This window comes from Rhizobium etli 8C-3 (assembly GCF_001908375.1).
Lineage (GTDB): Bacteria > Pseudomonadota > Alphaproteobacteria > Rhizobiales > Rhizobiaceae > Rhizobium > Rhizobium etli_B.
In genome coordinates this window covers 639,004-663,725 of the sequence record NZ_CP017241.1, presented here as the reverse complement: position 1 = coordinate 663,725, position 24,722 = coordinate 639,004, and the positions used below count along the sequence as shown (strand labels likewise).

Genomic DNA, 24,722 nt, shown 5'->3' with positions numbered 1-24,722 from the left:
TCCAGAGCAGGGAGAGAGCGATGCCCCACGACACGCCGTTGATTTCGACGATCGTCGGGGGCCTCGTGCTGGCGTTTATCCTTGGGGCCATCGCCAACCGCCTGAAATTGCCGCCGCTTGTCGGCTATCTCGTTGCCGGCATTTTCGTTGGACCACACACCCCGGGCTATGTGGCAAATCAGGACCTCGCGCCCGAACTTGCCGAAATCGGCGTCATCCTGTTGATGTTCGGCGTCGGCCTGCACTTCTCGCTCAAGGACCTGCTTTCGGTACGCGGCATAGCCGTGCCGGGAGCCATCGTCCAGATCGCCTTCGCCAGCCTGCTCGGCTGGGGCCTCGGCGCGATGATGGGCTGGTCGACCGGCGGCAGTCTCGTCTTTGGTCTTGCACTCTCCGTCGCCTCGACCGTCGTTCTCCTAAAGGCGCTGCAGGAACGCCGGCTCGTGGAAACGGAACGCGGCAAGATCGCTGTCGGCTGGCTGATCGTCGAGGACTTGGCCATGGTCCTCGCGCTCGTGCTGATACCCGCAGCCGCCAGCATCGGCGGTGGTGAACATGGGCCGGTCGAACCGCTTTCGGCCGGCCTCAACCGTCTGCTCGGGCTCGATCTCGGCATTTCCGGCATCGTCGGCATGACGCTGGTGAAAGTGGCGCTCTTTGTCGCCCTCATGCTTGTCTTCGGCCGCAAGCTGATTCCCTGGACAATGCACCGGATTGCCCATACCGGCTCGCGTGAACTCTTCCGCCTCGGCGTGCTCGCCATCGCGCTCGGCGTCGCTTTCGGCGCTGCGAAGCTCTTTGGCGTGTCGCTTGCACTTGGAGCCTTCTTCGCGGGCATGGTGCTTGCAGAAAGCGAACTGAGCCATCGCGCCGCCCAGGAGAGCCTGCCGCTTCGCGACGCTTTCGCTGTGCTCTTCTTCGTCTCCGTCGGAATGCTCTTCGATCCAAACATCCTGATCGAAAGGCCACTGCCGGTCCTGGCAACCGTCTTCATCATCGTCATCGGCAAGTCCGTCGCCGCCTTCCTCATCGTGCTGCTCTTTCAAAAGCCGGCCGGTACCGCACTGACGATCTCGGCGAGCCTGGGACAGATCGGCGAATTCTCCTTCATCCTTGCCGCCCTCGGCGTCGATCTCGGCCTGCTGCCGGAAGAAGGCCGCGATCTCATTCTCGCAGGCGCAATCATCTCGATCATCCTCAACCCGCTGCTCTTCTTCGCCTGCGACCGCATGCGCCCGCTTCTTTCCCGTCCGAAGCGGGAGGAGGCTCCAATCGATATAACCGCTGCAGCCGAGGCACTCGTCGAGCCCTCCGAACCCGAAGACGACATAAGGCCGACATCGCTTTCCGGCCACGCCATCCTCGTCGGCTACGGCCGCGTCGGCAGCATCGTCGGTCAGAACCTAAAGTCTTCGGGCACGCCTTTCCTGGTCATAGAGGTTTCCGAAAAGCGGACCGAGGAACTTGCTGGGCAAGGCGTTGCGACGGTTCTCGGCAATGCCGGCGCGCGCGAAGTGCTCGATCTCGCCAATCTTCCCGCCGCGCGCAGCCTGGTGATTGCCATCCCGGATGCCTTCGAAGCCTGCCGTGTTGCCGAATACGCCCGCAGCGTGAACCCGTCGATCCTGATTGTCGCCCGCGCCCATTCGGACGCTGAAGTCGATGAGTTGAAACAGTACGGGGCCGATACCGTCATCATGGGCGAGCGAGAAATCGCCATGGGAATGGTTGACCGGCTCGCCCAAGTGCATCATGACAGTCCGGCCTATGAAGATGGGCATGGGACTGATACAATTCCGGGCACGGCCGCAGCGCCGTCGAAGAGCGAATGACGGGTTTTTACGCTTTTGATCCGATTTGAGAGCGAGATTGCAAAGGATGACGGGCAAGGGCTCGATGCACGCCGGTTGAGTGCCCGCATCGCGGTTACGCTCGTCCTTGCGATTGCCGCCTATATCGGCCTCCTCATCGGCAGCAATGTCATTCAAGGTCCCCCAGCCTCGGACAACAATGCGCTGATCTTGCCCGGCAAGGAAACGCAGCCCTCCCATCTGACCGGCCGCGACGCGGTTCGCGGCATTCTCGCCGCCGATCGCAAGGTTGCGCCGAAACAAACGCTTCACGATTTTGGCCCGGTTCCCCTGCCGGTGCCGCCGCGTCTCGAATTCGCAAAGTGGAGCCCGCCTGCGGCTCTGCCGCCGATCGATACCGCTCTTCGTCCGGCGGCTCTGCCGGGCAATCAGCCGCGAGCCCCGCCTGCGGCTTGACATCGCGACCATCGCGCCTTTGCAAAATCACATGACACACCGCCAGCGCATCGCGCCGGTATATGCATATTCAAGGAATACAACGACATGCGCACCTCACCATGGCTGGTGCTCACCTACACGGTGATCATCCTCTTCGGCATTCTGACGGCGTTGCCGAACGTCCTGCCGCAAAACGTCCTCGACCGCGTACCGTCCTGGCTGCCCCACGATCAGGTCTCCCTTGGTCTCGACCTCCGCGGCGGCTCCCATCTGGTTCTCGAAGTCGACGAATCGGAACTGACGAAGGAACGCCTGCAATCGCTCCTGCAGGATACCCGCCGCGTGCTGCGCGAAAAGGGTGTCGCGACCAGCTCGGTCGCCCGCAACCAGAACCAGATCGTCGTGACGCTCACGGATCCGACGCAGCGCGATGCTGCCATCAGCGATCTGCAGACGCTTGCGAACCCGGTGGGCGTTGGCCTTACCGCAGGTCAATCCGACCTCGATATCGCTGCCCGCGGCGCAAACAACATCACGATGACCTTCTCCGAGGCCGGAATCACGCAGAACGTGAACTCGGCCGTCGAACAGAGCCTCGAGGTCATCCGCCAGCGCGTCGACCAGGTCGGCGTTGCCGAACCGACGATCCAGCGCGTTGGCGCAAACCGTATCCTCGTTCAGCTTCCGGGCACGCAGGATCCGACCCGCCTGCGCCAGCTGCTCGGCTCCACGGCCAAGATGACATTCCACATGCTTGCCCCGAACAACGCCCCGGCACCGGGCGTGACCATGATGAAAGACGAGGAGGGCAATACCTATCCGGTGGAAGACCGCGTCGAAATTTCCGGCGACCGCCTTTCGGACGCCCGCGTCGGCTTCGACCAGAACACCCGCGAGCCGATCGTCAGCTTCCGCTTCGATAGCGCCGGCGCAACCCGCTTTGCAGATATTACCCGCCAGAATGTCGGCAATCCGTTCGCCATCGTCCTTGACGGCAAGGTGCTGAGCGCGCCCGTCATTCGCGAACCGATCACCGGCGGCTCCGGCCAGATTTCCGGCAGCTTCACGGCTGAAAGCGCCACCACGCTTGCGGCAATGCTGCGCGCCGGCGCCCTTCCCGCCAAGCTCACGGTGATCGAGGAACGCACCGTGGGCGCCGATCTCGGCGGCGACGCCATCAAGAAGGGCCTGACCTCCGGTCTCATCGGCTTCGCACTCGTCGTCGGCTTCATGTTCTTCCTCTATGGCGCATGGGGTCTGCTCGCAAACGTCGCGCTGTTCCTGAACGTGATCTTGACCTTCGCCGGCCTGACGCTGATCGGCTCGACGCTGACACTGCCCGGCATTGCCGGCGTCGTCCTCGGCATCGGTCTGGCGGTGGATGCGAATGTTCTCATCAACGAGCGTATCCGTGAGGAAACCCGCAAGGGCCGCGGGGCATTCGCTGCGATCGACGCCGGCTTCAGCCGCGCCTACTCGACCATCGTCGACAGCAACATGACGGCACTGATCGCGACCGTGCTGCTGTTCTGGTTCGGCTCCGGACCGGTTCGCGGCTTCGCCGTCACCATGGGCCTCGGCATCATGATCTCAATGTTCACTGCCGTTTCCATCGTTCGCGTCGCGATGATGGCGATCGTCCGTCGCACGAAGATGAAGGTCATCAACATCAAGCCGCTGCTTCCGATCAGTCTCGTTCCAGACGGTACGCAAATCCACTTCATGAAAGCGCGCTTCTTCGGCCTTGCGCTTTCGGCCGCCCTTTCCATCATTTCCGTCGTGCTGTTCGTCACACCGGGCCTCAACTACGGCGTCGACTTCCGCGGCGGCATCCAGTTGGAAGTGAAGACGGCACAGGCCGCCGATCTCGCCTCCTTCCGCGAAGGCCTCGATGCCCTGGGCCTCGGCGAAGTGGCGCTGCAGTCCTTCGGCGACAGCAACCACGTGCTTATCCGGGCCGAGCGCCAGCCGGGTGGAGAAGAAGCGCAGACGACCGCCGTCAATCAGCTGAAGGCAGAGATCGTCAAGATCGATCCGTCGGCAACGATCGAACGGACGGAAGTCGTTGGCCCGAAAGTCAGCGGCGAGCTCGCGGTCGCCGGTATACTCTCGGTCGTTCTCGCAAGCCTGGCCATGCTCGTCTATATCTGGGCGCGCTTCGAATGGCCATTTGCCGTCGGCGCCATCGCCACCCTCATCCTGGATGTGACGAAGACCATCGGCTTCTTCGCGCTTACCGGGCTCGACTTCAACCTGACGGCCATCGCGGCCCTCTTGACGCTGGTCGGTTATTCGGTGAACGACAAGGTCGTGGTCTACGACCGCATGCGTGAAAACATGCGCCTCTACAAGTCGATGCCGCTTCGCGAGCTCATCGACAAGTCGATCAACGAAACCCTCGGCCGAAGCCTCTATACCTCCGCCACCGCTTTCCTTGCCATGCTTCCGATGGCGATCTGGGGAGGCAGCGCGGTCGAGAGCTTTGCGATCCCGATGGTGTTTGGCATTGCCGTGGCCGCGCTCTCCTCGGTCTTCATCGCAGCGCCGATCCTGCTCTTCCTCGGCGACTGGCGCCGCCGCCACGCCAAGCAAGTGGCGGCATCCCCTGGCGCCGAGCCGGAAATCATTCCGCCGGGCGCCACCGAGCCGCGCAAGTCGATCGGCTGATAAGTCTTCGATACAGACATTCCGAGGGCGCCGGTTGCCGAACCGGCGCCCTCTTTCTATTTTCACTGCAAAGAAGCGGAGGTTGTGTTCAATGTCATCCGGTCCAACGCCAACTGCTGTTTCGAGCACCAGCGAGGAGCGCATTAGGCGTTTTCTGGCGACGGCTTCACACGACCTTCAATCGCCGCTCCGCCACATTGCGATGTATGCCGAAATCCTCCTGGATGAGCTCGGCGACAAGCTCGATAGCGAGCAGCACGAAAGCCTCACGGCGATCCTTCAAAAAGCCCAGACTGCCCAACGCCTCACCAAGGCGCTGATGAGCTTTGCCGCCGGCACGCCGCAGGTTTCGCGGGCTCCGGTGGAACTCGGCCCGCTCGTCGACGATCTCTGGACCGAATTGACGACCGAGATGGGCGCCCATGACGCGAGTATCGGCCATGACAACCTTCCAACCCTCAACACAGATGCGGCCCTTCTTTCGACAGTGCTGAAGAACGTTCTTGCCAATGCGCTGCATTATCGGGGTGCGGCGGCACCCCGTGTCGACCTGGCGGCAGAAAGGAGCGGCAGCGACTGGCTGATCCATATTTCCGACAACGGGCGCGGCATCGATCCGGCCCATCAGGAGAGGATATTCGAGCCTTTCTGGAAACTGCCCCAGCATGAAGCCGTGACCGGTCCCGGCCTGGGACTGACGGTTTCGCGCGAACTGTTAAATGCGCTTGGCGGTGAACTGATGCTCAGCCATTCAAGCCACACGGGCAGCCGCTTCACTATCCGGTTGCCCGCCTGAACTCGATCAGATCGTGTAGTCGTCCTTCCAGAAGTCGGGCAGGTCGTACTTCACGAATTCGCGGATGATATATTGCAGCGTGCGCGCGTCGATCTCGTCCTTGCCGATCCGAAAATCGACGCCATAATCCGGAAACTGCTGGAAATAGCCATCCGAAATGTCCGTTGAAACAACGCCGATCGGTCCCGTGTAGCCGATGCCGCGAAGCTCGGGCACCGTCTCGCGGAAATCGGCATTCGGCAGCAACCGGTTGTCGAGCAGGATGAGATCGAAGCGGCCACCCTTGACCTTCTCCAGCGCGTCGCTGATGGACTGCGAATATTCGACATCGACGGCAGGCTCGGAAAGGCTGCCAATCTTCTTCTTCAGCGACCTGAACTCGATGAATTCGTCATCCACGAACAGGACCTTGACGGCATCTCCCGGAACCGCTTCGGCGCTCATGCTGTTTTCCCCGTCACGAAACCAAACCATTCCTGAGGGCAATCGCCACCATATGAACGCGGTTCACTGCATCAAGCTTTCTGGCGGCGGCCGTGATATGCGAATTCACAGTGTGCTCCGACAATCCGAGAATAATCGCGATCTCGGCTGAAGTCTTGCCTTCGCTGGTCCATTTGACGATTTCCGCCTCCCGCTGCGTCAGGCGCCCTGACATCTCCTGCGTCAAGATTTCCTCGTAAAGTTTGTCGAAAATACGCATGGCATCGAGCATAACGTCGGCAATTTCTCCTTGATCGGGCTCAGGCCGCATGCCGCTGAGCACGAGGCAGTAGCGCCGCCCCTCCGGCGTGAAGAGAGGAATGAGCAGAAAGGTATTGCCATTGAATTCGTTGAATACGAGGTCGGCCCCGATCGATCCGCACTTGCCGTAGACCGGCGTCGTCAGGAATTGCGCGGTCTTTGCCTTCAGCGCGCCAAGCGCCTCCTTGAGCATGCGGATGAAAAGCTGGAGCCTGCGTTCGGCAACATTGGTGATGACGATTTCGCGTTCGCCGAAGGGCGCGTTCGCCTCGGAAATCCGGGCAAGCGCAAAGTTGTCGAAGTGATAGTGCTGTGCCGCCGCCTTGAAGAGGCGGAAAAAGTCGGTGCGATTGATCGCCCGGCTGAGCTCGGGCCCTGTATGAAATGGAACCGCCGCAGCGTTGGTCATTCCAGCAAAATCCCTATGTGAAATCTCCCGAAGTCATCCTATCCCGAAATCTTGGGATATACGTCCTTGATGCGAGAAGTTAGAAAAATGTCGAGGCAATTGATGAGGATAAAGGGATGGGGACCCCAATATCCCGAAAGCGGAAACGACATCGATTCTCTCAACCGCAAGTGATACACAGGATAGTCGTAGTTCTTACCTAGGTATCGCAATTCCGTTGTTCAGCATCCATGAAGAGCGGAAGAAATGCCGGCGTAAGCGCGAGAGAGCTGATAGATCCACCCAGCTAAGGGGTTGGCTGAAATTCGTGGCGGCGAATGTGGGTCGGTCGGCTCTCTCAGTGCTTAATCACTCCTCTTCCCCATGGTTGTGTATTTTGAAATTCTGAAACGACCTTGTCAATCGCAGTTTCCAGCAGCGCCAATGGCCGGATCTGCAGCTTTGTCGCGCCCTCTTCTTCAGCGCGACGTTTTGGGATGCAGAATCGCCGCAAAATCGAGGGGTTTTTGAAGATAGGAATCAGCACCCGCAACCAGAGCGCGCTGCCGATCTTCCTCGGCATCCGATCCGCTGCAGACACAAAGCCGCATCGTTTTGAACCGGTCTTGCGCCCGAAGCCTTGCAATGAGCGCAAGTCCGCTATCGAGGGGCATGTAGAGATCGGCGATGAGCACGTCGGGAAGCGCGGCGCGCACGGCGCTGCGGTGCTCCAGGGCGGCAAGAGCCGCCTCCGCCGTTGCAAAACAGAAAAGATCTACGGAGACCCGCTCCTTCTTGCGGATATAGTCGAGGTAGAAAAGATCATCCCTGCTGTCATCGATATAAAATATGACTGGCATCGGTGCTTGCATCCGGTGGTCTCGGAACGCTCCTCGATTGTGTGTTTTCGCAACACTAGCCGGATTTTCCTCCACTCGATAGCAGCGGTAGACCGCCAACCGATGAATCAGTGGCGCAACCATGCGTTTTCCTATTGTGTCTTGCGGGATTTCGGAAAAAATTGGCGCGTGACTGGGGAGGCGTGACGACGTGTGGAATGCAGCGGCGGCAGGACTGCAGGACGATCCGCAGCAAAAGCGGATACGCTATCGCTCCGCCGCCACCGGTATCGGCTCACTGCTCGCCCTTCTCGGCCTGACCGCGCTGGCAGGCTGGCTGCTGCAGCTCGAAATCTTCATTTCTGTCGTTCCTGAATTTCCCTCGATGGCGTTCAACACGGCACTCTGCTTTGTTCTGTCCGGCGGCGCCCTTGCCACTTCGGTTACAAGCCGGCGGCTGGTATCGGTGCCTTCAACTGCACTTTCGGTGTTCGTCATTGCCATCGCCCTTGCCCGGCTGGTCGAGATCGCCATCTTCGGCCGCACCGTTCATCACGTCGACCGGCTGTTCACCGATATCCTTATCGCACCCGATTTTGCCGCTCAGATCGGCGGCGGCATGGGGCCGAATACGGCGGTAATTTTCCTGGTGGGCAACTTGTCGCTGATCGCCGCCCAAAATTGGCGGGTCGCGCGAGCGCCGCTCGTCCAGGAATTGGTCAGCTATGTCGTCATCACGCTCGGCATGATCGCCCTTACCAGCTACGTCACGAATGCGGAACAAGGCTATCGCTGGGGGCCCTATGCAACGATGGCGTTGCCAACGGCGATCGGCATGGTGCTCTTCGGTGCCGGACTCCTCGCAAGTGCCTGGTGGCGGCAGCCCGAAAGCCGCGGCCGAATACCGCTCTGGGTTCCCGCGCTCGTGTGCTTCACAGGGCTTACCGCAGACCTCTATACGCCGCTTGGCGTGGCGAACGGCATTCTTTACGTGCCGCTGGTGCTGACCGCTCTCTGGTTCAGAAACCGCAAGGCGTCGCTTCTCTTCGCCCTCGTGTGCACCATCCTCGTCCTGCTCGGCTTCTTCGCCGTGCGCCACGACAATGTCGGCTTCTGGCAGGAGGTCACGAACCGGGCGATCACCCTCGTCATGCTCTGGCTGATTGCTTTGCTCGTTTTTTACTACGTGCGGAACAGGATGAACCTCGAGACCGAACGCATCCGCTTCAGCGCCTTGGTGCGCAGCACGCCGGACGCCGTGCTCACGATCGACGAAAAGGGAACGGTTTTAAGTTTCAATCCGGCGGCCGAGCAGATGTTCGGCTACACGCCGCAGGAAGTGATCGGCAAGAACATCAAGATGCTGATGCCTGAACCGTATCATTCGGAGCACGACGGCTATCTGCGCCACTATGCAGAAACCGGCGAGCAGCGCATCATCGGCACCACGCGCAAGGTTTCCGGACGGCGAAAGAACGGCGTCGCCTTTCCGCTCGATGTTTCCGTCAGCGAGGTGAAGAGCGGAGGAACGAAGGCCTTCGTCGGCATTGTGCGCGACATCAGCGAGCGCGTGACCCAGGAGGAGCGGCTGAAGACGACGCTGGCGCAGCTTGAGGATTATACCGCCGATCTGGAGCGCAGCAATCACGACCTCGACGAGTTCGCCTATATCGCTTCGCATGACTTGAAGGAGCCGCTGCGTGGGCTTCACAACCACTCCCGCTTCCTGTTGGAGGACTATGAAAGCGTCCTCGACGAGGATGGCATACGGCGCCTCAATCGCCTCGTGCGGCTCAGCCAGCGTATGGAGAAGCTGGTCAACGACCTGCTCTATTTTTCGCGAATCGGTCGGCAGCAGCTTGCGGTGAAGCGGACAGACATCAATCTTGTCATCAAGGATGTGATCGCCACCATGGAACTGCTTCTGGAGGAGCGCCATGCCAAGGTTGTCATCGATGGCCAACTGCCGGAAGTGGTCTGTGATGCGCTGCGCCTCACCGAAGTCTTCCGGAACCTTATTACCAATGCGATCAAGTACAACGACAAGCCTCATCCGCTCGTCACTATCGGCTATCTCGAACGCTTCGTCGCCAGGGACGGCACGACGGCGCTCAACGTCTTCTTCGTTAAAGATAACGGCAAAGGCATACCCAAGGAATTCCATGAGGATATTTTCCGCATTTTCAAACGCCTGGAAAAATCGCAAGATTCAGATGACGGAACGGGCGCCGGCTTGACCTTCGTCCGCAAGATCATCGCCCGCCACAACGGCGAGATATGGCTGGAATCGGAAGTCGGCGCAGGCACGACGTTCTATTTCACATTGGGCAGGAAGCGCGAGGAGCAGAATGCAGCAGCGTGATACGCAACCGATCCTGGTCGTAGAGGACAGCGAGGATGACTTCGAGGCAACGATGCGCGCTTTCAAGCGTACGAACCTGCGCAACCCGATCTACTGGGCGGCTTCGGGACAAGAGGCTCTCGATATGCTCGCGACCATCAGCCCGCGGCCGGGTCTGATCCTGCTCGACCTCAACATGCCTGGGCTCGACGGCCGCAAGACGCTTGAGGCGATCAAATCCAACACGCACTGGCATAAGATACCGGTCGTCATCCTGACGACCTCCGACGACGAGCGCGACATCGAGGGCTGCTATGCCCTCGGCGCCAATACCTATGTGCAAAAGCCCGTCGACCTGGACGGCCTTTTTGCGGCCATACAAAGGCTGAAGGAATATTGGTTCGAGATTGCCATACTGCCCCTGGAGGAGTGACGATTGGCAGAAGCCTGCTCCGTACTGATCATAGACGACAACATGGACGACCGCGACTTCTACCGTCGCATGCTGGGCCGTATAGCGGGTACGACCTACACGCTGGCGGAGGCCGAGACCGGCGACCAGGGTCTCGCGATGATCAGCCGCAAGCGGCCGAACTGCATCCTGCTCGATTACTCTCTTCCCGGCCGCAACGGCCTCGGTGTGCTTGCCCAAATACTCGAACTCGATGCCTCCGCCAACGTCGTCATGCTGACAGGCCAGGGCAACGAGGCGGTTGCCGTCGAGGTGATGAAGAGCGGCGCACGCGATTACCTGACCAAGGATGCGCTTTCACCGGAAGGGCTGCACCGCTGCATTCAGAACGCCATCATGCACGGCGCACTGGAGACCAAACTGGAGCAGAAACGCCAATCCCTTGAAATTTTCACCCGTGCGATGGCGCACGACCTCAAGGAACCGCTGAGAACCATCAAGTCCTTCACCAAGATCCTGCACGGTTCTCCATCGCTGCTGCCTGAAGATCGTGAGCTTTTCGACTATGTGCTGAGCGCTGCCGATCACATGGAGGATCTGATCGTCAAGGTTTCGGGCTTCACCAAGCTCGAGGCCTCCGGCGAGCTGGAGCTGAAGCCTGTCTCGCTCGCCGCGGTGCTCGACCAGGTGGAAGATAATCTTCATCGCCAGATCGAAAGCCGTCAGGCGGTGATCAGCCGGGCAGACCTGCCCGAAGTGATGGGCGACGCGACGTTGCTGATCCAGCTTCTGCAAAACCTCGTCTCGAACTCCATCCGCTATTGCGAGAACCGCACACCGCAAATCGGGATCGCTGCGACGGTAGACAGCGGCGTGTGCCGGCTTTCCGTGAGCGACAACGGCCCCGGCATCGATCCCGCCCATCGCGAGCTCGTTTTCCAGCCGTTCAAACGGCTCGTCGGCCGTGGCATCGAGGGAACCGGACTCGGTCTGGCCATCTGTCGGCGCATTGCGCAACTGCATGGTGGAGCGATCTGGTGCGAGGAGCGCGACGGCGGTGCCGTTTTCGTCGTCGAAATACCCCTTGCACAGGCAGCCGCCGCGGCGCCCGCAGCCATGCCTGCGGCCCAAAGCGTCCGGCACGGCGAACAGGTGACGGAGGGAGCGGGCAGGCTTGCAGAGGTGCTGCTTGTCGAAGACAGCCCGGCCGACATCCAACTTCTGAAACTGAAGCTCATGCGCCGCGAGAAAGTCAGCTTCAACCTCCATGTGGCAAACAACGGTCGTGAAGCCATGCTGCTGCTCGAGCAACGTGCCGCAATAGCCGACCAGCCCCCGATGGACCTGATGCTGCTCGACATAAACATGCCGCTCATGGACGGCTTTGAGGTCCTGAGGGCGCTTGCAGCCGATGGGCGGCTCAGCGGCATTCCGGTCTGCATCCTCAGTACGTCAAGCGACGAAGGCGATATGCAAAGAGCAAAGGAGCTTGGTGCGCTCGCCTATATGGTGAAGCCGCCAACCCTGCAGCAACTGGAAGAAGCATTGGAGGAAGTTGATACGCTGGAACTGCAACCACGCGGCGATTCGTTCGTTTTATGTGTAGAACAATCAAGGCAATCTTTTACGGCCCTCGCATGACTTTCGCATCAGCCCTCGTTCTGGCATTGCTCGCCACTCCTTTCCAATCCGGACTGCTATCGATGGTTTCTGGAATACATCACGTCACGGCGATTACCCGCAAAGTGCAGGCCAATGTCGATTTCTACGCAGGCTTCCTGGGCTTGCGGCTCGTCAAGCAGACGGCCGGATTCGAGGACGCGACGCAGTTGCATCTCTTCTATGGTGACGCGGCCGGCACGCCAGGTTCGCTCGTCACCTTCCTCGCCTGGGAAGATGGTTCGCCGGGACGGGCAGGCTTCGGGCAAATCAGCGAAATCGCGCTTGCCATCGATCAGACGAGCATCGGCTATTGGCTGACGCGGGCAATGAGTTTCGGTCTGCGCCTGGAGGGGCCAGGAGATGAGTTCGGCGAGACGGTGCTGCGCCTCAAGGATCCCGACAACATCATTGTGAAACTGACCGGGAACGGACAGCTGAAGAGTGCCGCCCCCTGGCATGGCGGTCCGGTGCCGGTGGAGCACGCCGTGCAGCGCATCCGCGGCGCCACCATGCTGACGGAAGTCCCCGAGGAAAGCCGCAGCTTCCTCGAAAGTCACTTCGGCTATCGCTTCCAGGTGAGCAAGGGCGCCATCGATCGGCTCGTCTCGCAGTCGGGCGACGTCATCGATGTCCGCAACGCCCGCGGCTTCTGGTCCGGTGCACCGGGAACAGGCACGGTCGATCACGTGGCTTTCCGCGCCACCGACGATGCGCAATTGTCGACGGTTCACGAAGCGCTCGAGAAGTCGAACGCCTCGGCAACCAGCACGCATGACCGCAAATATTTCCGATCTCTGTATGCCCGCGAACCCGGTGGCACGCTGGCCGAGCTTGCAACCGACAAGCCCGGCATGACTGTCGACGAACCGCCCGAAACCCTCGGTTCCAAGCTCTTCCTGCCGCCAAAGGATGCGATCACCAGTCTTGAGGACCTGAAGGTCGTCCTGCCGCAGTTTTCCATGCCCGGCGAGCCTCGCGTGAACTATCGCGATCTGCCTTTCGTCCACCGCTTCTATACGCCACCGGATCCGGATGGCAGCGTCTTCGTGCTGCTTCACGGATCGGGCGGTAATGAGACGACACTGATGCCGCTGCTGCATAAGGTGGCTCCGCGCGCTACACTGCTGGGCGTGCGCGGCCGCGCGACGGAAGAGGGCTTCCCGCGCTGGTACAAGCGCATAACGCCGTTCTCCTTCGATCAGGACGACATCAAGAACGAGGCGGAAGCCTTCGCCGCCTTTATCGACAGCGCCGTCAAATCCTACGACCTCGACCCGAAGAAAATCGTCTATGTCGGCTATTCCAACGGCGCCAATCTGCTCAACTCGTTGCTCTACCTGCATCCGAGCCTGATACACCGCGCGGTGCTGCTGCGCTCCATGCCGGTGCTCACGGACTATCCGCATGCCGACCTTACGGGCACGGACCTGCTCGTCATCAGCGGCAAGACCGACGCTTATGGACGATATGCAAGCGAGCTTCAGACACGGCTGAAAACCTCCGGCGCCACCGTCGATTCGGATGTCATCTTTGGCGGCCATGACCTAGGCGATGCAGATGTGCCGATCATCCAGAAATGGCTTCTGCAGAAGGACCGCCAAGCTAGCGTCCCGCAATAGCGCCCCGGAAAGACTTCCGAAGCTTGATGATTTCTTGGAACGGACTTGCTCCAGATAGTCTAGTCCAGATGTAAATCCAACCGGCATCTTTTTCGGCGGGACATTTCTGCTCAACTCTGGTCGACGTCACTCAATTCGCTGCTTCCTGCATTTGCGACAATGAAGAGGGAGACATCACACCCCTCCTATCTCAAATATTATTGGAGTCCAATCCAGGTATTTTTGTTATTTATTCACAGAATTAGAACAACAAAACACAGGAACAACTACAAATTTCCATAGTCTAAGTTATTAAATACAATAAAGTTAACGATTTATTACATTTTCTTCATTTGGTTATCTATTCCACGCCAAACAAAAGGTCTTCGTCAACAAATTACCTCATTTCTTCTATTTTTTCAGCATCTATTCTATTTTGCTGCACTGCAAAAAATCCTTGCCGAACCTCGATGTGCGGCCTATCTTCGTCCGCACACATTGATCATAGAAGGGGAAACCAATGCCTCCTCGGCCTGTTGACATCAGCCTGATCATCTCTTCGAGAAATCGGGCCTATGGCCTGTTAAACTGTCTGGATGCCATCGCCATTGCCGCGCGGCAGGCCAGTCATTTGCGCCTTGAACTTGTTTTCGTGGACAATGGATCGAGCGACGACACCTCAAATGTCTTCAGCAAATGGGCGGCCTCGGCGCCGATCGATACCAATCTCATCTACGAAACGCTGCCCGGCCTTGCAAATGCTCGCAATACAGGTATCGCCGCCGCCACCGGCCGTATCCTTGCCTTTACGGACGACGATTGCGAGGTGTTTCCGGATTACTTCACGGCCATCGAGGCGGTCTTCGCAAATGATACGGAAATCGTCATGCGCGGTGGACGCGTCGAACTTGGCGACGCGCGCGATCTTCCCGTCACCATCAAGACCGAACTTGAGCCCGCCGTATTGACCAGCGAGCTTCACGCGGGCGGCTTCATCCACGGCTGCAACATGGCCTTTCCGAAGGCGCTTTGCGAAACGATCGGCCTCTTCGACCCGCTCTTCGGCGCCGGCTCGCAGTTCCGCTCCGGCGAGGATACGGATTATATTCACCGCGCTTCCAACGCCGGCATCCGCGTCGAATATTTTCCCGATCTCGTCGTCAAGCATTTCCATGGGCGCCGCAAGATCGAGGACATCCACCGCCTGCATGCCGGCTATGCCTTCGGCAACGGCGCGCTCTATGCGAAATACATGTTCGACCGGCGCTCCAACATGCGCGGCATGCTGCGCTGGGATATCCGCCAGGCGTTCAAGGAACTGATCGGCGGCCGGAAAATGAGCGAGGAAATGGGGCTTACCTACCGCCGCCAGCTTCGCGACAATTTCACCGGCATGCTTGCCTATTGGCGGAGCGCCATGCGCTCTGCGGCGCCAGCGGCGATCCGCCGCTGATCATCACTGCCGGCGTGCCACATCGATTGGAATCTGAATGGCAGATAATGCAGTTGCGCATGCCGACCTGAAGAAGAAGACGGCGCTGTCCGTCCTCTGGTCGGTGATCCGCGTTGCGTGGAGCACTGTCGCAACCTTCGTCATCTTCGTCATCCTTGCCCGCATCCTTGGGCCAGCCGATTTCGGAACCTTCGCGCTCGCGAGCCTTTTCGTCGAGATCGGCCGTGTGCTTGCCTATGCCGGCCTCGGCGATGCAATTACCCGCCAGCTCGACCTCGACGAGGAACTCGCCGACACCTGCTTTTGGGCAACGGTCGCCTTCAGCGCCGTCGTCGCGTTGCTCGTCTTCGTCTTCGCTCCCTATTACGGGCAGTTCGTTCGCGATCCTTCGGTGGCCGGTATCCTGCAGTGGCTGGCGCCGCTGCTGCCCCTTTCGTCGCTTGCGGTCATCCACAATGCGCGTCTTGCGCGCGACTTCGGCCACAAGAGCCTTGCAGCGCAGAGCATCGCCGCAAGCCTGCTTTCCGGCATAACGGCCGTCGTCTGCGCCTATCTCGGCTGGGGCATCTGGGCGCTCGTGGCTCAAACCGCCGTCAATGCGGCCGTCACCGTCATCCTCGGCTGGGTGTCTTACCCGTGGATGCCGCGCCTGCGCTTCAACCTCGAAAAATTCCGTACGGTCTTCCTGTTCAGCGTTAGCCTGGTGGTGACACAGCTCATGTGGATGCTGCTTGCCCGCGTGCAGGATATCTTCATTTCCCGCTGGTATGGCGCTGTCGAAGTCGGCCGTTATCGCATCGCCTGGCGGCTGATCGAACTGATCGGCCAGGCCGTGCTGGCGCCGATCGGCAGCGTTTCACTCGTCACGCTGTCGCGCCTGCAGAACGATCGCACCGCCTTCCGCAACGCCTACAACAAGATCGTCGGTGCTGCGGCCCTCGGCACGATTCCGTTGCTCTTCGGCTTCGGCGCGCTGTCGAATGATATGATCGCGCTGCTCTTCGGAGACAAATGGGGAAATGCCGGCGATATCGCCACCGTGCTGGTGCTTATGTCAGTGCCTTTCGTCACGAACTTCTTCGCATCCTCGGCGCTTTCAGCCGTCAACCGCGCGCAATCGATCCTTTCGGTCGCCGCGCTCCAGCTTGCGGCGACGCTGATCCTCACCTGGCTGCTCGTCCCCTACGGCATCTTCGCGGTGGCGGCAGGCTATGTGTTGCGCGCCTGGCTGACGATGCCTTACCAGCAATATGTGCTGAGCAGATATGCCGGCATCGATGCAGCCGGCACATTCAAGGCGCTCGTCCTTCCCTTCTGCGGCAGCGCCGTCATGGCCCTCTGCGTCTGGTTCGCCCATCCCCATATCGCCGGGTACCTTCAAAGCCGCTGGCTGGCACTCGGCCTCAGCATCGGTCTCGGAGCCATCATCTATCTCGCCTTTCTGCCGATCTTCGGCAGAAAGGCCATCCGTCCCTATATCGCACTCGGCAAGTCGCTGCTGCCGTTCGGCAAACGGGCCGAGGCCTAGCTTCGCCGCCTGGCCAGCAAACAGGAGCTTTTATGCAGGAAACCAACATCACGATCATCAACCGCCTCCAAGGTCTGATCGCAAACAACCTCTCCGATCTTGTCGATCCGGCGGAGCGCTTCGCGCTTCTCGATTTTCCAAACCACTACAATATCGGCGACAGCGCCATCTGGCTCGGGGAACTCGCCTATTTCGACCGCCGCAAGACGCGACCGGCCTATGTGACGGAGATTCCCACCTACAATGAAGAGCGAATGCTCGCGACTATAGGCAACGGCCGCATCTTTCTCCACGGCGGCGGCAATTTCGGCGACATTTGGGCGGGCTATCGCCAGTTCCGCGAAGGCATGCTGACAAAATTCAAGGGCCGTCCCATCGTCCAGATGCCGCAGACGATCCATTTCAAGGAGCAGGCCAATATCGACAGCACGGCCCGAGCAATCGAGCAGCACGGCAACTTCACGCTCCTTGTGCGCGACAAGAAAAGCCTGGAATTCGCGCGCCGCTGGTTCCAGTGCGAAACGCGCCTATGTCCGGACATGGCCTTCTGCATCGGCCCGGTCGCGCGCCCGGCCCCGCAGCACGAGCTGCTGCTCAACCTGCGCGAAGATCAGGAAGTCGGAACTCCCCAGGATCTCACCGCAGCCACGGGACGTTCCGGCACGGTCAAATCCGACTGGCCGGATGAGCCCGCCGATTTCCAGCGGCAAACCAAGCATACCGCGATTCTGAAGGGCCTCATGTCCGGGAAGATCGGGGGACGCGCCCGCATGACGGAGCTTGCCTATCGCGAACGCGCGCAGCAGCGCTTCGATCGCGGTGTGGCCTTGCTCGGCTCGGCGCGCCAGGTCATCACCGACCGCATGCATGGCCACATCATGTGCGTATTGATCGGCGCCGATCACTGCGTGCTCGACAACAGCTACGGCAAGACGAGCAGCTTCATCGAGGCCTGGGGCACCTGCAATACGGAAAAGGCAGCCCTTGCCGCAACCGTCGACGATTCGCTCGCCATCCTCGACGCGCGCCGCGTGCGTCCTGCCGCAGTCGCCTGATCTCGTCAGCCTCGCCGGGCAATCATGATCCCGGCAAGCACGACTGCCCCGCCGATCGCCTGCATCGGGCCGATCGTTTCGTTGAGCAGTACCCAGGCGAGAATGGCCGCGACAACGGGCTGAAGCAGCAGCGTCAGCGACGAGAAGGCGGCCGGCAGATAGGCGAGCGCATAAGTGATCGCCACTTGCCCGCCTGCGTGGCTAACGAAGGCGAGGCCGAAAACCATCGCCCAGCCATAGGCGGTGGCCGGCCAGATCTGATCCTCAAAGGCGAAAGCCAGCGGAAATACGAAGACCGCCGCAGACGCCGTACTCCAGAGCATGATGCGGATAGTATCGAACCGGCTTCTGAGCCTGCCGATCGCAAGGATATAGCCGGCATAGAACAAGGCCGCGACAATGGCGACGCCATCGCCCAGCAGATCCCCGTTTCTAAAGGCCGAGGGCCCGCCCTTCAGGATGACGACGCCGGCCAATGCAAGCGCAAGGCCGAGCACAAAAAGCCGCGTCACCACCGCCCGGAAGAAAAGGAAGCCGATAACCGTGACGAACACCGGCGCAAGATTGGCCAGCAGCGTCGCGTTGGCAACCGATGTCATCGTGATCGAGAGATGCCATAAAGCAAGGTCCATGGCGAGGACCGCACCTGGCAGGATCAGCAGAGCATAATCCGCAAGCTTTTCAGGCTTTGGCCCGGCATCGTTACGCTTAATCAGCGAGAAGATAAAGATCGGTATCAGGGCGAGGGCGACGCGCCAGAACGCCGTCGCCATCGGTCCGACTTCCGACAGTCGCACGAAGATCGGCGAACCGCCGATCGCCGCCCCGCCAAGGATCAATGCCGCGAGGGCAAGGCGATTGGAAGGTGCGGTTTCGACGATTGCGGCCTGAGCCATGGTATCGATGCTTTCTGCGCCGCAAGCAGTGAAAGCGGCAATCGACAGCGAATTACCAGATGAAGGCCACCGACGATAGCGCAGGAACGACAAAAGCAGGCAAAACTATCCGACAAGCCAGCAGCCTCAGCCGGAAATCACGGTTGCGAATTCCGGATTGCCGCGAATCGTGTTGCTTACCGTGCAGATTTCCTCCGCTGTACGGGCGATCTCCTGCCGGGTGTTCTCATCGATATCGCCCTTGATGGCGAAGACGATCCTGAACCTCTCGACGCGCGAAGGCCCTTCCGTTGCCTTCTCGCCGGTTACGTCAGCGGTCAATTCAGTGATGCTGTCGAGGACGCCCATCTGGCTTGCGGCGATGCGCGCGCTCAGCACCAGACAGGCCGATAGCGAGGCGTAAAGCAGGTCCAGCGGATTGAAGCCCGGCTGCGACGGGCTCGTGACGATGTCGAGCTCACCCCTCATCGTCGAGGTGACATGCGGAAAGCCGGTGCGCCCGAGAACGGCGGTGGCGCCCGTGGGTCTTGGTCTTGCCTTGAGGTCGGCCATGCCGGGACACTCCGTTGATATACTTCTGAACTAATGGTTTTGCCGGTCGCCCGCAACGAGGCGCTTGTTCCCGCAAATCCGGAGACGCGTGGATATGAATCCTGTATCAGGCGAGCCATGAAGAAAAAACAGATCACGATCATCGGCGGCGGACCGGCGGGCTTGATGGCGGCCGAGGTGCTCTCGGCATCCGGTCACGCCGTCGCCATTTACGAAGCGATGCCCACGGTGGCTCGCAAATTTCTGCTCGCCGGAAAATCCGGCCTCAATATCACCCATTCGGAAGACTATGGGCGCTTCGTCACCCGCTTCGGCAAGACGTACGACCGGCTGCGCCCCGCTTTGGACGGCTTCAAGCCCGACGATGTCCGCGACTGGGCCAAAGGACTGGGCACCGAGACCTTCACTGGCTCCTCGGGCCGGGTCTTCCCGAAAGCCATGAAGGCCTCGCCGTTGCTGCGGGCCTGGATCGCGCGTCTGGAAGCCCAGGGCGTCGAGATCCTGACACGCCACCGCTGGAGCGGATTCGAGGACGGCGGCTACGGGTTCGAAACGCCGCAAGGCCATCTTGTCATCCACCCTGATGCCGCCTTGCTGGCGCTTGGCGGTGCCAGTTGGCCGCGCCTCGGCTCCAATGCCGCCTGGGTACCGTGGCTCCAGGAAAACGACGTGAGCGTCGCGCCGTTCCGCCCCGCCAATTGTGGCTTCGACGTCGATTGGAGCGAGACCTTTCGCAACCGCTTCGCGGGCGAGCCGCTCAAGTCCGTCACTGCCACCTCGTCCGCCGGCACCTTGCCCGGCGAATTCGTCATCACCCGCCACGGCATCGAGGGCAGCCTTGTCTACGCCCATTCCGCAGCACTTCGCGACGGGCTTGAAACCGACAAGCCCGCATCCCTGCTTGTCGACCTTGCACCCGGCCGAAGCGCTGAGCGCCTGGCAAAGGATCTCGACCGGCAGGACAGGAAAGGCAGCTTCTCCAACCGCCTCCGCAAAGGCGCCGGTCTTGACGGCGTCAAAACCGCCCTGCTGCGCGAACTTGCAAACGAAACCAACCTTCAGGATCCATCGAAGCTCGCAAGCCACATCAAATCCCTGCCGATCCCTCTCACCCGCCCCCGCCCCATCGGTGAGGCCATATCCTGCGCCGGTGGCATCGAATGGAGCGCGCTTGACGATGGCTACATGCTGAATGCCATCCCCGGCCTCTTCGCCGCCGGAGAAATGCTCGACTGGGAAGCCCCGACCGGGGGATATCTGCTGACGGCGTGCATGGCGACGGGGAAGGCTGCGGGCGTAGGGATCGATAGGTGGTTGAGGTCTCGCAAGTCCCCTGCGCCCATGATGCCGGTCTAGAGGATCATTGCTAGAGCAAGAACCTCAACATTTAATCGAAGCGATTCTTCTCGAACTCGGTCCCAGCTCGTCCGCCGATTGCGCTCGCAGCTCTCGTAGAGTCGACACCGATTGCTCAACCGGTTGTCACCGGCCCGTTGCCTCGACACCACGCGCCATAAAACCGGCAAACTCGGCAGTTTCTTGCCAGGCCATGGGTTTGATTTTCATCGGGGATTTAGTGGTGCCCAGAGCCGGGCCACGAAAATCCAATTAAACATTGTAGTTACTGCTTGTCTGGAGACCATTTCTTTCCACGCAATCGTTGGTTTTTTGGGAGAAGTGTCCAGCCTCGCTTTTCGGCCTTGCGCCCAAGAACGGGCATCGGCTTCTGCAGGAGTGCGTGCCAATTTTCCGGCTGGGTGAGGGATCTTCGTTGCTTGGTCTTATCCGTCAGCACCTCTCGCCTTCGATGTTTCAAGCCCTCATCCGGGGCGTTTTGGCGAAAACACTAAGACCGAGCCATTCCTGCATGTCGCGCGCGAGAACCCTGTTCCCCTCAAGTTTCAGCGTTTCTGCATCGGTTTCCTGACGTATGGTCGTGAGGCCCATCCAAATTGCGGTCATCGAACGGAGCGATCCTTCAACGAGAAGGTCTACATCATAACCCGGATCGAAGTTACAGAGATCGACTTTTCCGTTTTCAACCACAAGCCACCAGCTCTTTTGCGCGGCTGAAAGTTCCGGGTACAGAAACTGTATCGTACAACGGCGGGTCGGAAGTCTACTTGTATCGAGGCTCCGCCGCATGTCCCACATGAGCAGAGAAGGGTCTAAATTCTTCAAGGAAAGTCGCGATTCCATCCACCGTTGAGCCCAATTTCCGAGACCCATGATCAGAGGTCTCAACTCTTCGCCCGCTGCCGTGAGTTGGTAATCGGTCATGCCATTCGCACTCCTTGTCACCGCAATGACGCCCGATTGTTCCAGTTCTTTCAGTCGTTTTGATAAGAGTGCCGGAGACATTTTTGGTAGGCCGCGACGCAACTCATTAAAGCGCGTCGATCCGCAAAGCAATTCGCGGACGACCAAGGTCGTCCATCGCGAGCAGAGGATTTCCGACGCCATTGATACTGGACAGAATTGCCCGTAGCCGTCACGCTCTACCATAAGGACCTCCAACGGTCTGGATCAGGCACGATATTGTAAAGCGACCGATCTGCCAAACGCTCCCTGCGCAGCCATACGCGGAATTCAGTACAGTTCGTGTACTAGTCTCAATTGTGAAACGAGTGCAGAGTTTCAATCCTCACGAGACAGGAGGCATTGATATGCTGGGGCTTACAGAACCAACACAGAACCTTGGCGACGGTCGGACCATCGTCGAACTAACCAATTCAGTGCTGCCCACCTTGGCGCGACGCGCCGCATCGATCGACGAGAGCGACACCTTCGTCGGCGAGAATTACGCGCTTCTAAAGGAAGCTGGACTCGTGCGGGCAGCCGTCCCAATGGAATTGGGGGGGCTGGGCGCGGAAGTGCCCGAACTTTCTGAGATGCTTAAATCGCTTGCTCGTGCATGTGGGTCCACTGCGCTTGCCTTTTCCATGCATACCCATCAAGTCGCCATCCCCGCTTGGCGCTGGCGGCACCAGAAGGTGGCCGCGGTGGAGCCGCTCCTGAGACGTGTTGCATCGGAGCAAATCATATTGCTCTCGAGCGGCGGATCGGACTGGATCGGCGGATCGGGCAAGGCCATGAAAGTTGAAGGCGGATACCGGATTACCGCGCGTAAACGCTTCACTTCCGGCGCGGCGGCAGGAAACATCCTGATGACCGGTGCTGTTTATGAAGAACAGGACGGCGCGCGCTCCGTCATTCATTTCGGCGTTCCGATGGCATCGCCAGAGGTTTCGATAGAGGATACGTGGCGAGCACTTGGAATGAGGGGAACCGGGTCAAACGACATCATCATCGAAGACCTCTTCGTGCCGGACGCGAGTGTCGCATTTTCCAGAAGCGCGGGACAATGGCATCCAGTATTTCAAGTCATCGGCATGATCGCGTTTCCACTGATCTACGCGGTTTATCTTGGCGTCGCCGAGAGCGCCCGCGACATCGCAGTCAAGATGGTCCGTAGCAAGGCCAACAGCGATCATGTGATCGGGTTGGTCGGGCGCATGGAAACGTCTCTAAGGGCCGCACAGATCGCGCATCGCTGGATGTTAGAGGTGGTTGCTCGGAACGAACCGACCGCGGAAGCCGTCAACGAGGTTATGATCGGCCGTTCCTTGGTCGCGCGGCACGCTATCGAGGTGACGGAGCTTGCAATGGAGGTCGCAGGCGGCGCGGCATTCTATCGAGAGAACGGGCTGGAGCGCTGCTTCCGTGACATACAGGGAGCTCGCTATCATCCGATGCAGCCCGGAGCCCAGGCGCAATACGCGGGTTCATTCGTACTCGGACTTCCCACCGAGAACATTTTCTAACTCCGGGCGCAACGACGGCAGGCTCGCGCCAATTGCGGTCGTTGCGACTTTATTGCCGCAATCTAAACAACTGACTTTTAGCCAAACGCGCTCAAGGATACTCGCGCTTGCACATTGCTACCAGCGAAGGCACCGCCTCGGGCTTTGAAATTGCCATTTCCCCGATGATATCGGCAAAGTTTTAGGTGGCCTTGTGGGCTTGCTCCCTCGTCCCACCCACAGCGAGAACATTTTCGACCCCCTGGTCATACAGAACCCGAAACTTGGCCATGTATCGATCTGAATTGGCGTTATCACCTGTGTCCTTACTGGCTCTTGCCAAGGCCCGGTAAAACGCTGCGCATGCCATCGGCCTATCATCATAGGTCGATTGCCGCTTCAACTCCGCCACGGCGGGAAGGGAAATTAGGTGAATTCCCGCCGTTAGTGCCAAAAGTGTATTCGCCTTCAAGGCAGTCCCCTCGCAAGCTATCAATCTTGCCTATGACGCGCTCTTTGCTTGCAACGCCTATCACAGCGCAATTTTCGAACGGTAAGGCAAATCATTACAAATTTCGATGTCCGCAAAGGCCCGTTCTCGGACATTGCAGGGCGTCCGCCATCAAGTGGGCGACGAACTGTCCCCACAACGATCATATATGCCACCAAACCCCGATCTGCATGCACGTAGCGAAAATGCTAACTGACACATATTGCATACGATTTTTGCAGGCAGACTTGCGAATGATTGTTAAATGAGCGGTTCAAGGCATGTCAAACTTGAAGCTTTTACCGCCATTTGATTTGCATATTGCTGACCTCTGCTAATTGGCACGCGGTTTGCATTCATGTTTTGTGTGCCTTATTGCATACGATTTAGCATGAACAATATTGTCAGCGGCGATATCTCCGGTCGCTTGGGCCACGAGGTTCAGATCGACGGTCCCCTCGGTCGGTTCACGGTGCCGGTGAAATCGAACTCCACTGCCGCGGGCAAGGTGAGTTCGTCATCGCCGCCGACCGCGTCAGCCTTTCAACACCGGCTGCGCAAGACTCCGTTACCAACGGGGTCAACGGCAGTGTCATCGGTATCGAATTCGTCGGCTCAACGCAGACGATCTTCTTCGACGTCAACGGCCATGAATTCCGGGTTCAGAAGCAGCAGCATGAGATCGACGCCCTCGATCTGACACCCGGAAAGCGGCTGGCCCTTAGCTGGCAGCCGCAGCATGCATGGCTGCTCCCAGAGGCCGCGTGATCGACAAACCCCAAGAGCAAAACCAAACCAGGAAGGAAATACGATGACTTACAACAAGGAGTTCATGGCCAGGGCGGTCGAACTCTCCCGCGAGGCGCTTTCCAAACCGGGGACCGAGCCCTTCGGTGCCATCGTCGTTTTGAACGGGAAAATCGTCGGTGAATGCCTAAACCATTCGCTCGCCCATTTTGACCCGACGTCGCATGGCGAGGTCGAGGCATTTGAGGGATTGACGAAACGGGAGCGGCATCCCATCGATGTCGACAAGCTTCGCATCGCTGCCGGATCGCTATTGAGCGAGCGTACTATGCCGAACGAACAGCATATGGATGAAGAAGCCACAAAAATTCTGAAAACCTGGGCGGAAATGAAGAAGGTAGGGAAATGAGCATTCGCAAAGCACAGAGTGGCGGCACGGCTCGTTCGGTGAACGATCCGACCGCCAAGGGCAAGGGTCCGCCGGAGACCAAACTCGACACGG

General features: G+C 59.5%; 21 protein-coding genes. 15 read left to right on the top strand and 6 right to left on the bottom strand.

The window, feature by feature from the left end; genetic code table 11:
- The first annotated feature begins 20 nt into the window (after positions 1-20).
- From ybaL to AM571_RS03370, 4 genes are all read left to right on the top strand, one after another.
- On the top strand, positions 21-1,832 hold the full coding sequence (ybaL, locus tag AM571_RS03385; RefSeq protein ID WP_074060181.1) for a YbaL family putative K(+) efflux transporter: 1,812 nt from the start codon (positions 21-23) through the stop codon (positions 1,830-1,832).
- Between the two features lie 15 nt (positions 1,833-1,847).
- Positions 1,848-2,267 carry a hypothetical protein gene (locus AM571_RS03380; protein WP_074060180.1) on the top strand — a complete coding sequence of 140 codons (420 nt, stop codon included), beginning with the start codon at positions 1,848-1,850 and terminating at the stop codon, positions 2,265-2,267.
- An 87-nt stretch (positions 2,268-2,354) separates the two neighbouring features.
- A complete protein-coding gene (secD, locus tag AM571_RS03375; RefSeq protein ID WP_074060179.1) occupies positions 2,355-4,916 on the top strand; it encodes a protein translocase subunit SecD in 2,562 nt (853 codons plus the stop codon).
- Positions 4,917-5,007: 91 nt separating this feature from the next.
- Complete coding sequence (locus AM571_RS03370) at positions 5,008-5,712, top strand: sensor histidine kinase (RefSeq protein WP_074060178.1); 705 nt, start codon at positions 5,008-5,010, stop codon at positions 5,710-5,712.
- 6 nt (positions 5,713-5,718) lie between these two features.
- Here AM571_RS03370 and AM571_RS03365 read toward each other — a convergent pair whose 3' ends face one another.
- From AM571_RS03365 to AM571_RS03355, 3 genes are all read right to left on the bottom strand, one after another.
- The gene (locus tag AM571_RS03365) at positions 5,719-6,156 is read right to left on the bottom strand and encodes a response regulator (RefSeq protein ID WP_074060177.1); all 438 of its coding nucleotides are present in this window, start codon (positions 6,154-6,156) and stop codon (positions 5,719-5,721) included.
- A gap of 13 nt (positions 6,157-6,169) precedes the next feature.
- Complete coding sequence (locus AM571_RS03360) at positions 6,170-6,865, bottom strand: response regulator transcription factor (RefSeq protein ID WP_074060176.1); 696 nt, start codon at positions 6,863-6,865, stop codon at positions 6,170-6,172.
- A 458-nt stretch (positions 6,866-7,323) separates the two neighbouring features.
- Positions 7,324-7,704: a response regulator gene (locus AM571_RS03355; RefSeq protein ID WP_074063054.1), complete on the bottom strand. Its 381-nt coding sequence runs from the start codon at positions 7,702-7,704 to the stop codon at positions 7,324-7,326.
- A 190-nt stretch (positions 7,705-7,894) separates the two neighbouring features.
- Here AM571_RS03355 and AM571_RS03350 point away from each other — a divergent pair, with 190 nt between their 5' ends.
- The 7 genes from AM571_RS03350 (at position 7,895) to AM571_RS03320 (ending at position 17,732) form a co-directional block, all read left to right on the top strand.
- Positions 7,895-10,045: a PAS domain-containing sensor histidine kinase gene (locus tag AM571_RS03350; protein WP_074060175.1), complete on the top strand. Its 2,151-nt coding sequence runs from the start codon at positions 7,895-7,897 to the stop codon at positions 10,043-10,045.
- Positions 10,032-10,457 carry a response regulator gene (locus tag AM571_RS03345; RefSeq protein WP_074060174.1) on the top strand — a complete coding sequence of 142 codons (426 nt, stop codon included), beginning with the start codon at positions 10,032-10,034 and terminating at the stop codon, positions 10,455-10,457. Before AM571_RS03350 ends, AM571_RS03345 begins: the two co-directional genes overlap by 14 nt.
- Before the next feature lie 3 nt (positions 10,458-10,460).
- The gene (locus AM571_RS03340) at positions 10,461-12,077 is read left to right on the top strand and encodes a response regulator (RefSeq protein ID WP_074060173.1); all 1,617 of its coding nucleotides are present in this window, start codon (positions 10,461-10,463) and stop codon (positions 12,075-12,077) included.
- Positions 12,074-13,717: a VOC family protein gene (locus AM571_RS03335; RefSeq protein ID WP_196776304.1), complete on the top strand. Its 1,644-nt coding sequence runs from the start codon at positions 12,074-12,076 to the stop codon at positions 13,715-13,717. The genes AM571_RS03340 and AM571_RS03335 overlap by 4 nt, the downstream gene beginning before the upstream one ends.
- Positions 13,718-14,216: 499 nt before the next feature.
- Positions 14,217-15,149, top strand: coding sequence for a glycosyltransferase family 2 protein (locus AM571_RS03330; protein ID WP_074060172.1), 933 nt, complete (start codon positions 14,217-14,219; stop codon positions 15,147-15,149).
- 37 nt (positions 15,150-15,186) lie between these two features.
- Entirely contained in the window at positions 15,187-16,677 is a 1,491-nt protein-coding gene (locus tag AM571_RS03325; RefSeq protein ID WP_074060171.1) for a lipopolysaccharide biosynthesis protein, read from the top strand.
- A gap of 32 nt (positions 16,678-16,709) precedes the next feature.
- Positions 16,710-17,732, top strand: coding sequence for a polysaccharide pyruvyl transferase family protein (locus tag AM571_RS03320; protein WP_074060170.1), 1,023 nt, complete (start codon positions 16,710-16,712; stop codon positions 17,730-17,732).
- A gap of 5 nt (positions 17,733-17,737) precedes the next feature.
- Here AM571_RS03320 and AM571_RS03315 read toward each other — a convergent pair whose 3' ends face one another.
- Both AM571_RS03315 and AM571_RS03310 read right to left on the bottom strand, forming a co-directional pair.
- A complete protein-coding gene (locus AM571_RS03315) occupies positions 17,738-18,628 on the bottom strand; it encodes a DMT family transporter (RefSeq protein ID WP_074060169.1) in 891 nt (296 codons plus the stop codon).
- 126 nt (positions 18,629-18,754) lie between these two features.
- Complete coding sequence (locus tag AM571_RS03310) at positions 18,755-19,180, bottom strand: OsmC family protein (RefSeq protein ID WP_074060168.1); 426 nt, start codon at positions 19,178-19,180, stop codon at positions 18,755-18,757.
- 117 nt (positions 19,181-19,297) lie between these two features.
- Here AM571_RS03310 and AM571_RS03305 point away from each other — a divergent pair, with 117 nt between their 5' ends.
- The gene (locus AM571_RS03305; RefSeq protein WP_074063052.1) at positions 19,298-20,536 is read left to right on the top strand and encodes a TIGR03862 family flavoprotein; all 1,239 of its coding nucleotides are present in this window, start codon (positions 19,298-19,300) and stop codon (positions 20,534-20,536) included.
- A gap of 456 nt (positions 20,537-20,992) precedes the next feature.
- Here AM571_RS03305 and AM571_RS03300 read toward each other — a convergent pair whose 3' ends face one another.
- Positions 20,993-21,685: a winged helix-turn-helix transcriptional regulator gene (locus tag AM571_RS03300; RefSeq protein WP_074060167.1), complete on the bottom strand. Its 693-nt coding sequence runs from the start codon at positions 21,683-21,685 to the stop codon at positions 20,993-20,995.
- 161 nt (positions 21,686-21,846) lie between these two features.
- On the opposite strand from AM571_RS03300, the gene AM571_RS03295 reads away from it, so the two are divergent.
- The 3 genes from AM571_RS03295 (at position 21,847) to AM571_RS03280 (ending at position 24,629) form a co-directional block, all read left to right on the top strand.
- Positions 21,847-23,004: an acyl-CoA dehydrogenase family protein gene (locus AM571_RS03295; protein ID WP_074060166.1), complete on the top strand. Its 1,158-nt coding sequence runs from the start codon at positions 21,847-21,849 to the stop codon at positions 23,002-23,004.
- Between the two features lie 952 nt (positions 23,005-23,956).
- A complete protein-coding gene (locus AM571_RS38320; RefSeq protein ID WP_081377130.1) occupies positions 23,957-24,241 on the top strand; it encodes a TOBE domain-containing protein in 285 nt (94 codons plus the stop codon).
- 43 nt (positions 24,242-24,284) lie between these two features.
- On the top strand, positions 24,285-24,629 hold the full coding sequence (locus tag AM571_RS03280) for a hypothetical protein (RefSeq protein WP_074060165.1): 345 nt from the start codon (positions 24,285-24,287) through the stop codon (positions 24,627-24,629).
- Positions 24,630-24,722 lie beyond the last annotated feature (93 nt).

Coding starts and splice junctions, on each gene's coding strand:
- ybaL (WP_074060181.1), top strand. CDS start 21: ATGCCCCACGACACGCCGTTGATTTCGACGATCGTCGGGGGCCTCGTG.
- secD (WP_074060179.1), top strand. CDS start 2,355: ATGCGCACCTCACCATGGCTGGTGCTCACCTACACGGTGATCATCCTC.
- AM571_RS03370 (WP_074060178.1), top strand. CDS start 5,008: ATGTCATCCGGTCCAACGCCAACTGCTGTTTCGAGCACCAGCGAGGAG.
- AM571_RS03365 (WP_074060177.1), bottom strand. CDS start 6,156: ATGAGCGCCGAAGCGGTTCCGGGAGATGCCGTCAAGGTCCTGTTCGTG.
- AM571_RS03360 (WP_074060176.1), bottom strand. CDS start 6,865: ATGACCAACGCTGCGGCGGTTCCATTTCATACAGGGCCCGAGCTCAGC.
- AM571_RS03355 (WP_074063054.1), bottom strand. CDS start 7,704: ATGCCAGTCATATTTTATATCGATGACAGCAGGGATGATCTTTTCTAC.
- AM571_RS03345 (WP_074060174.1), top strand. CDS start 10,032: ATGCAGCAGCGTGATACGCAACCGATCCTGGTCGTAGAGGACAGCGAG.
- AM571_RS03335 (WP_196776304.1), top strand. CDS start 12,074: ATGACTTTCGCATCAGCCCTCGTTCTGGCATTGCTCGCCACTCCTTTC.
- AM571_RS03330 (WP_074060172.1), top strand. CDS start 14,217: ATGCCTCCTCGGCCTGTTGACATCAGCCTGATCATCTCTTCGAGAAAT.
- AM571_RS03325 (WP_074060171.1), top strand. CDS start 15,187: ATGGCAGATAATGCAGTTGCGCATGCCGACCTGAAGAAGAAGACGGCG.
- AM571_RS03320 (WP_074060170.1), top strand. CDS start 16,710: ATGCAGGAAACCAACATCACGATCATCAACCGCCTCCAAGGTCTGATC.
- AM571_RS03315 (WP_074060169.1), bottom strand. CDS start 18,628: ATGGCTCAGGCCGCAATCGTCGAAACCGCACCTTCCAATCGCCTTGCC.
- AM571_RS03310 (WP_074060168.1), bottom strand. CDS start 19,180: ATGGCCGACCTCAAGGCAAGACCAAGACCCACGGGCGCCACCGCCGTT.
- AM571_RS03305 (WP_074063052.1), top strand. CDS start 19,298: ATGAAGAAAAAACAGATCACGATCATCGGCGGCGGACCGGCGGGCTTG.
- AM571_RS03300 (WP_074060167.1), bottom strand. CDS start 21,685: ATGGTAGAGCGTGACGGCTACGGGCAATTCTGTCCAGTATCAATGGCG.
- AM571_RS03295 (WP_074060166.1), top strand. CDS start 21,847: ATGCTGGGGCTTACAGAACCAACACAGAACCTTGGCGACGGTCGGACC.
- AM571_RS03280 (WP_074060165.1), top strand. CDS start 24,285: ATGACTTACAACAAGGAGTTCATGGCCAGGGCGGTCGAACTCTCCCGC.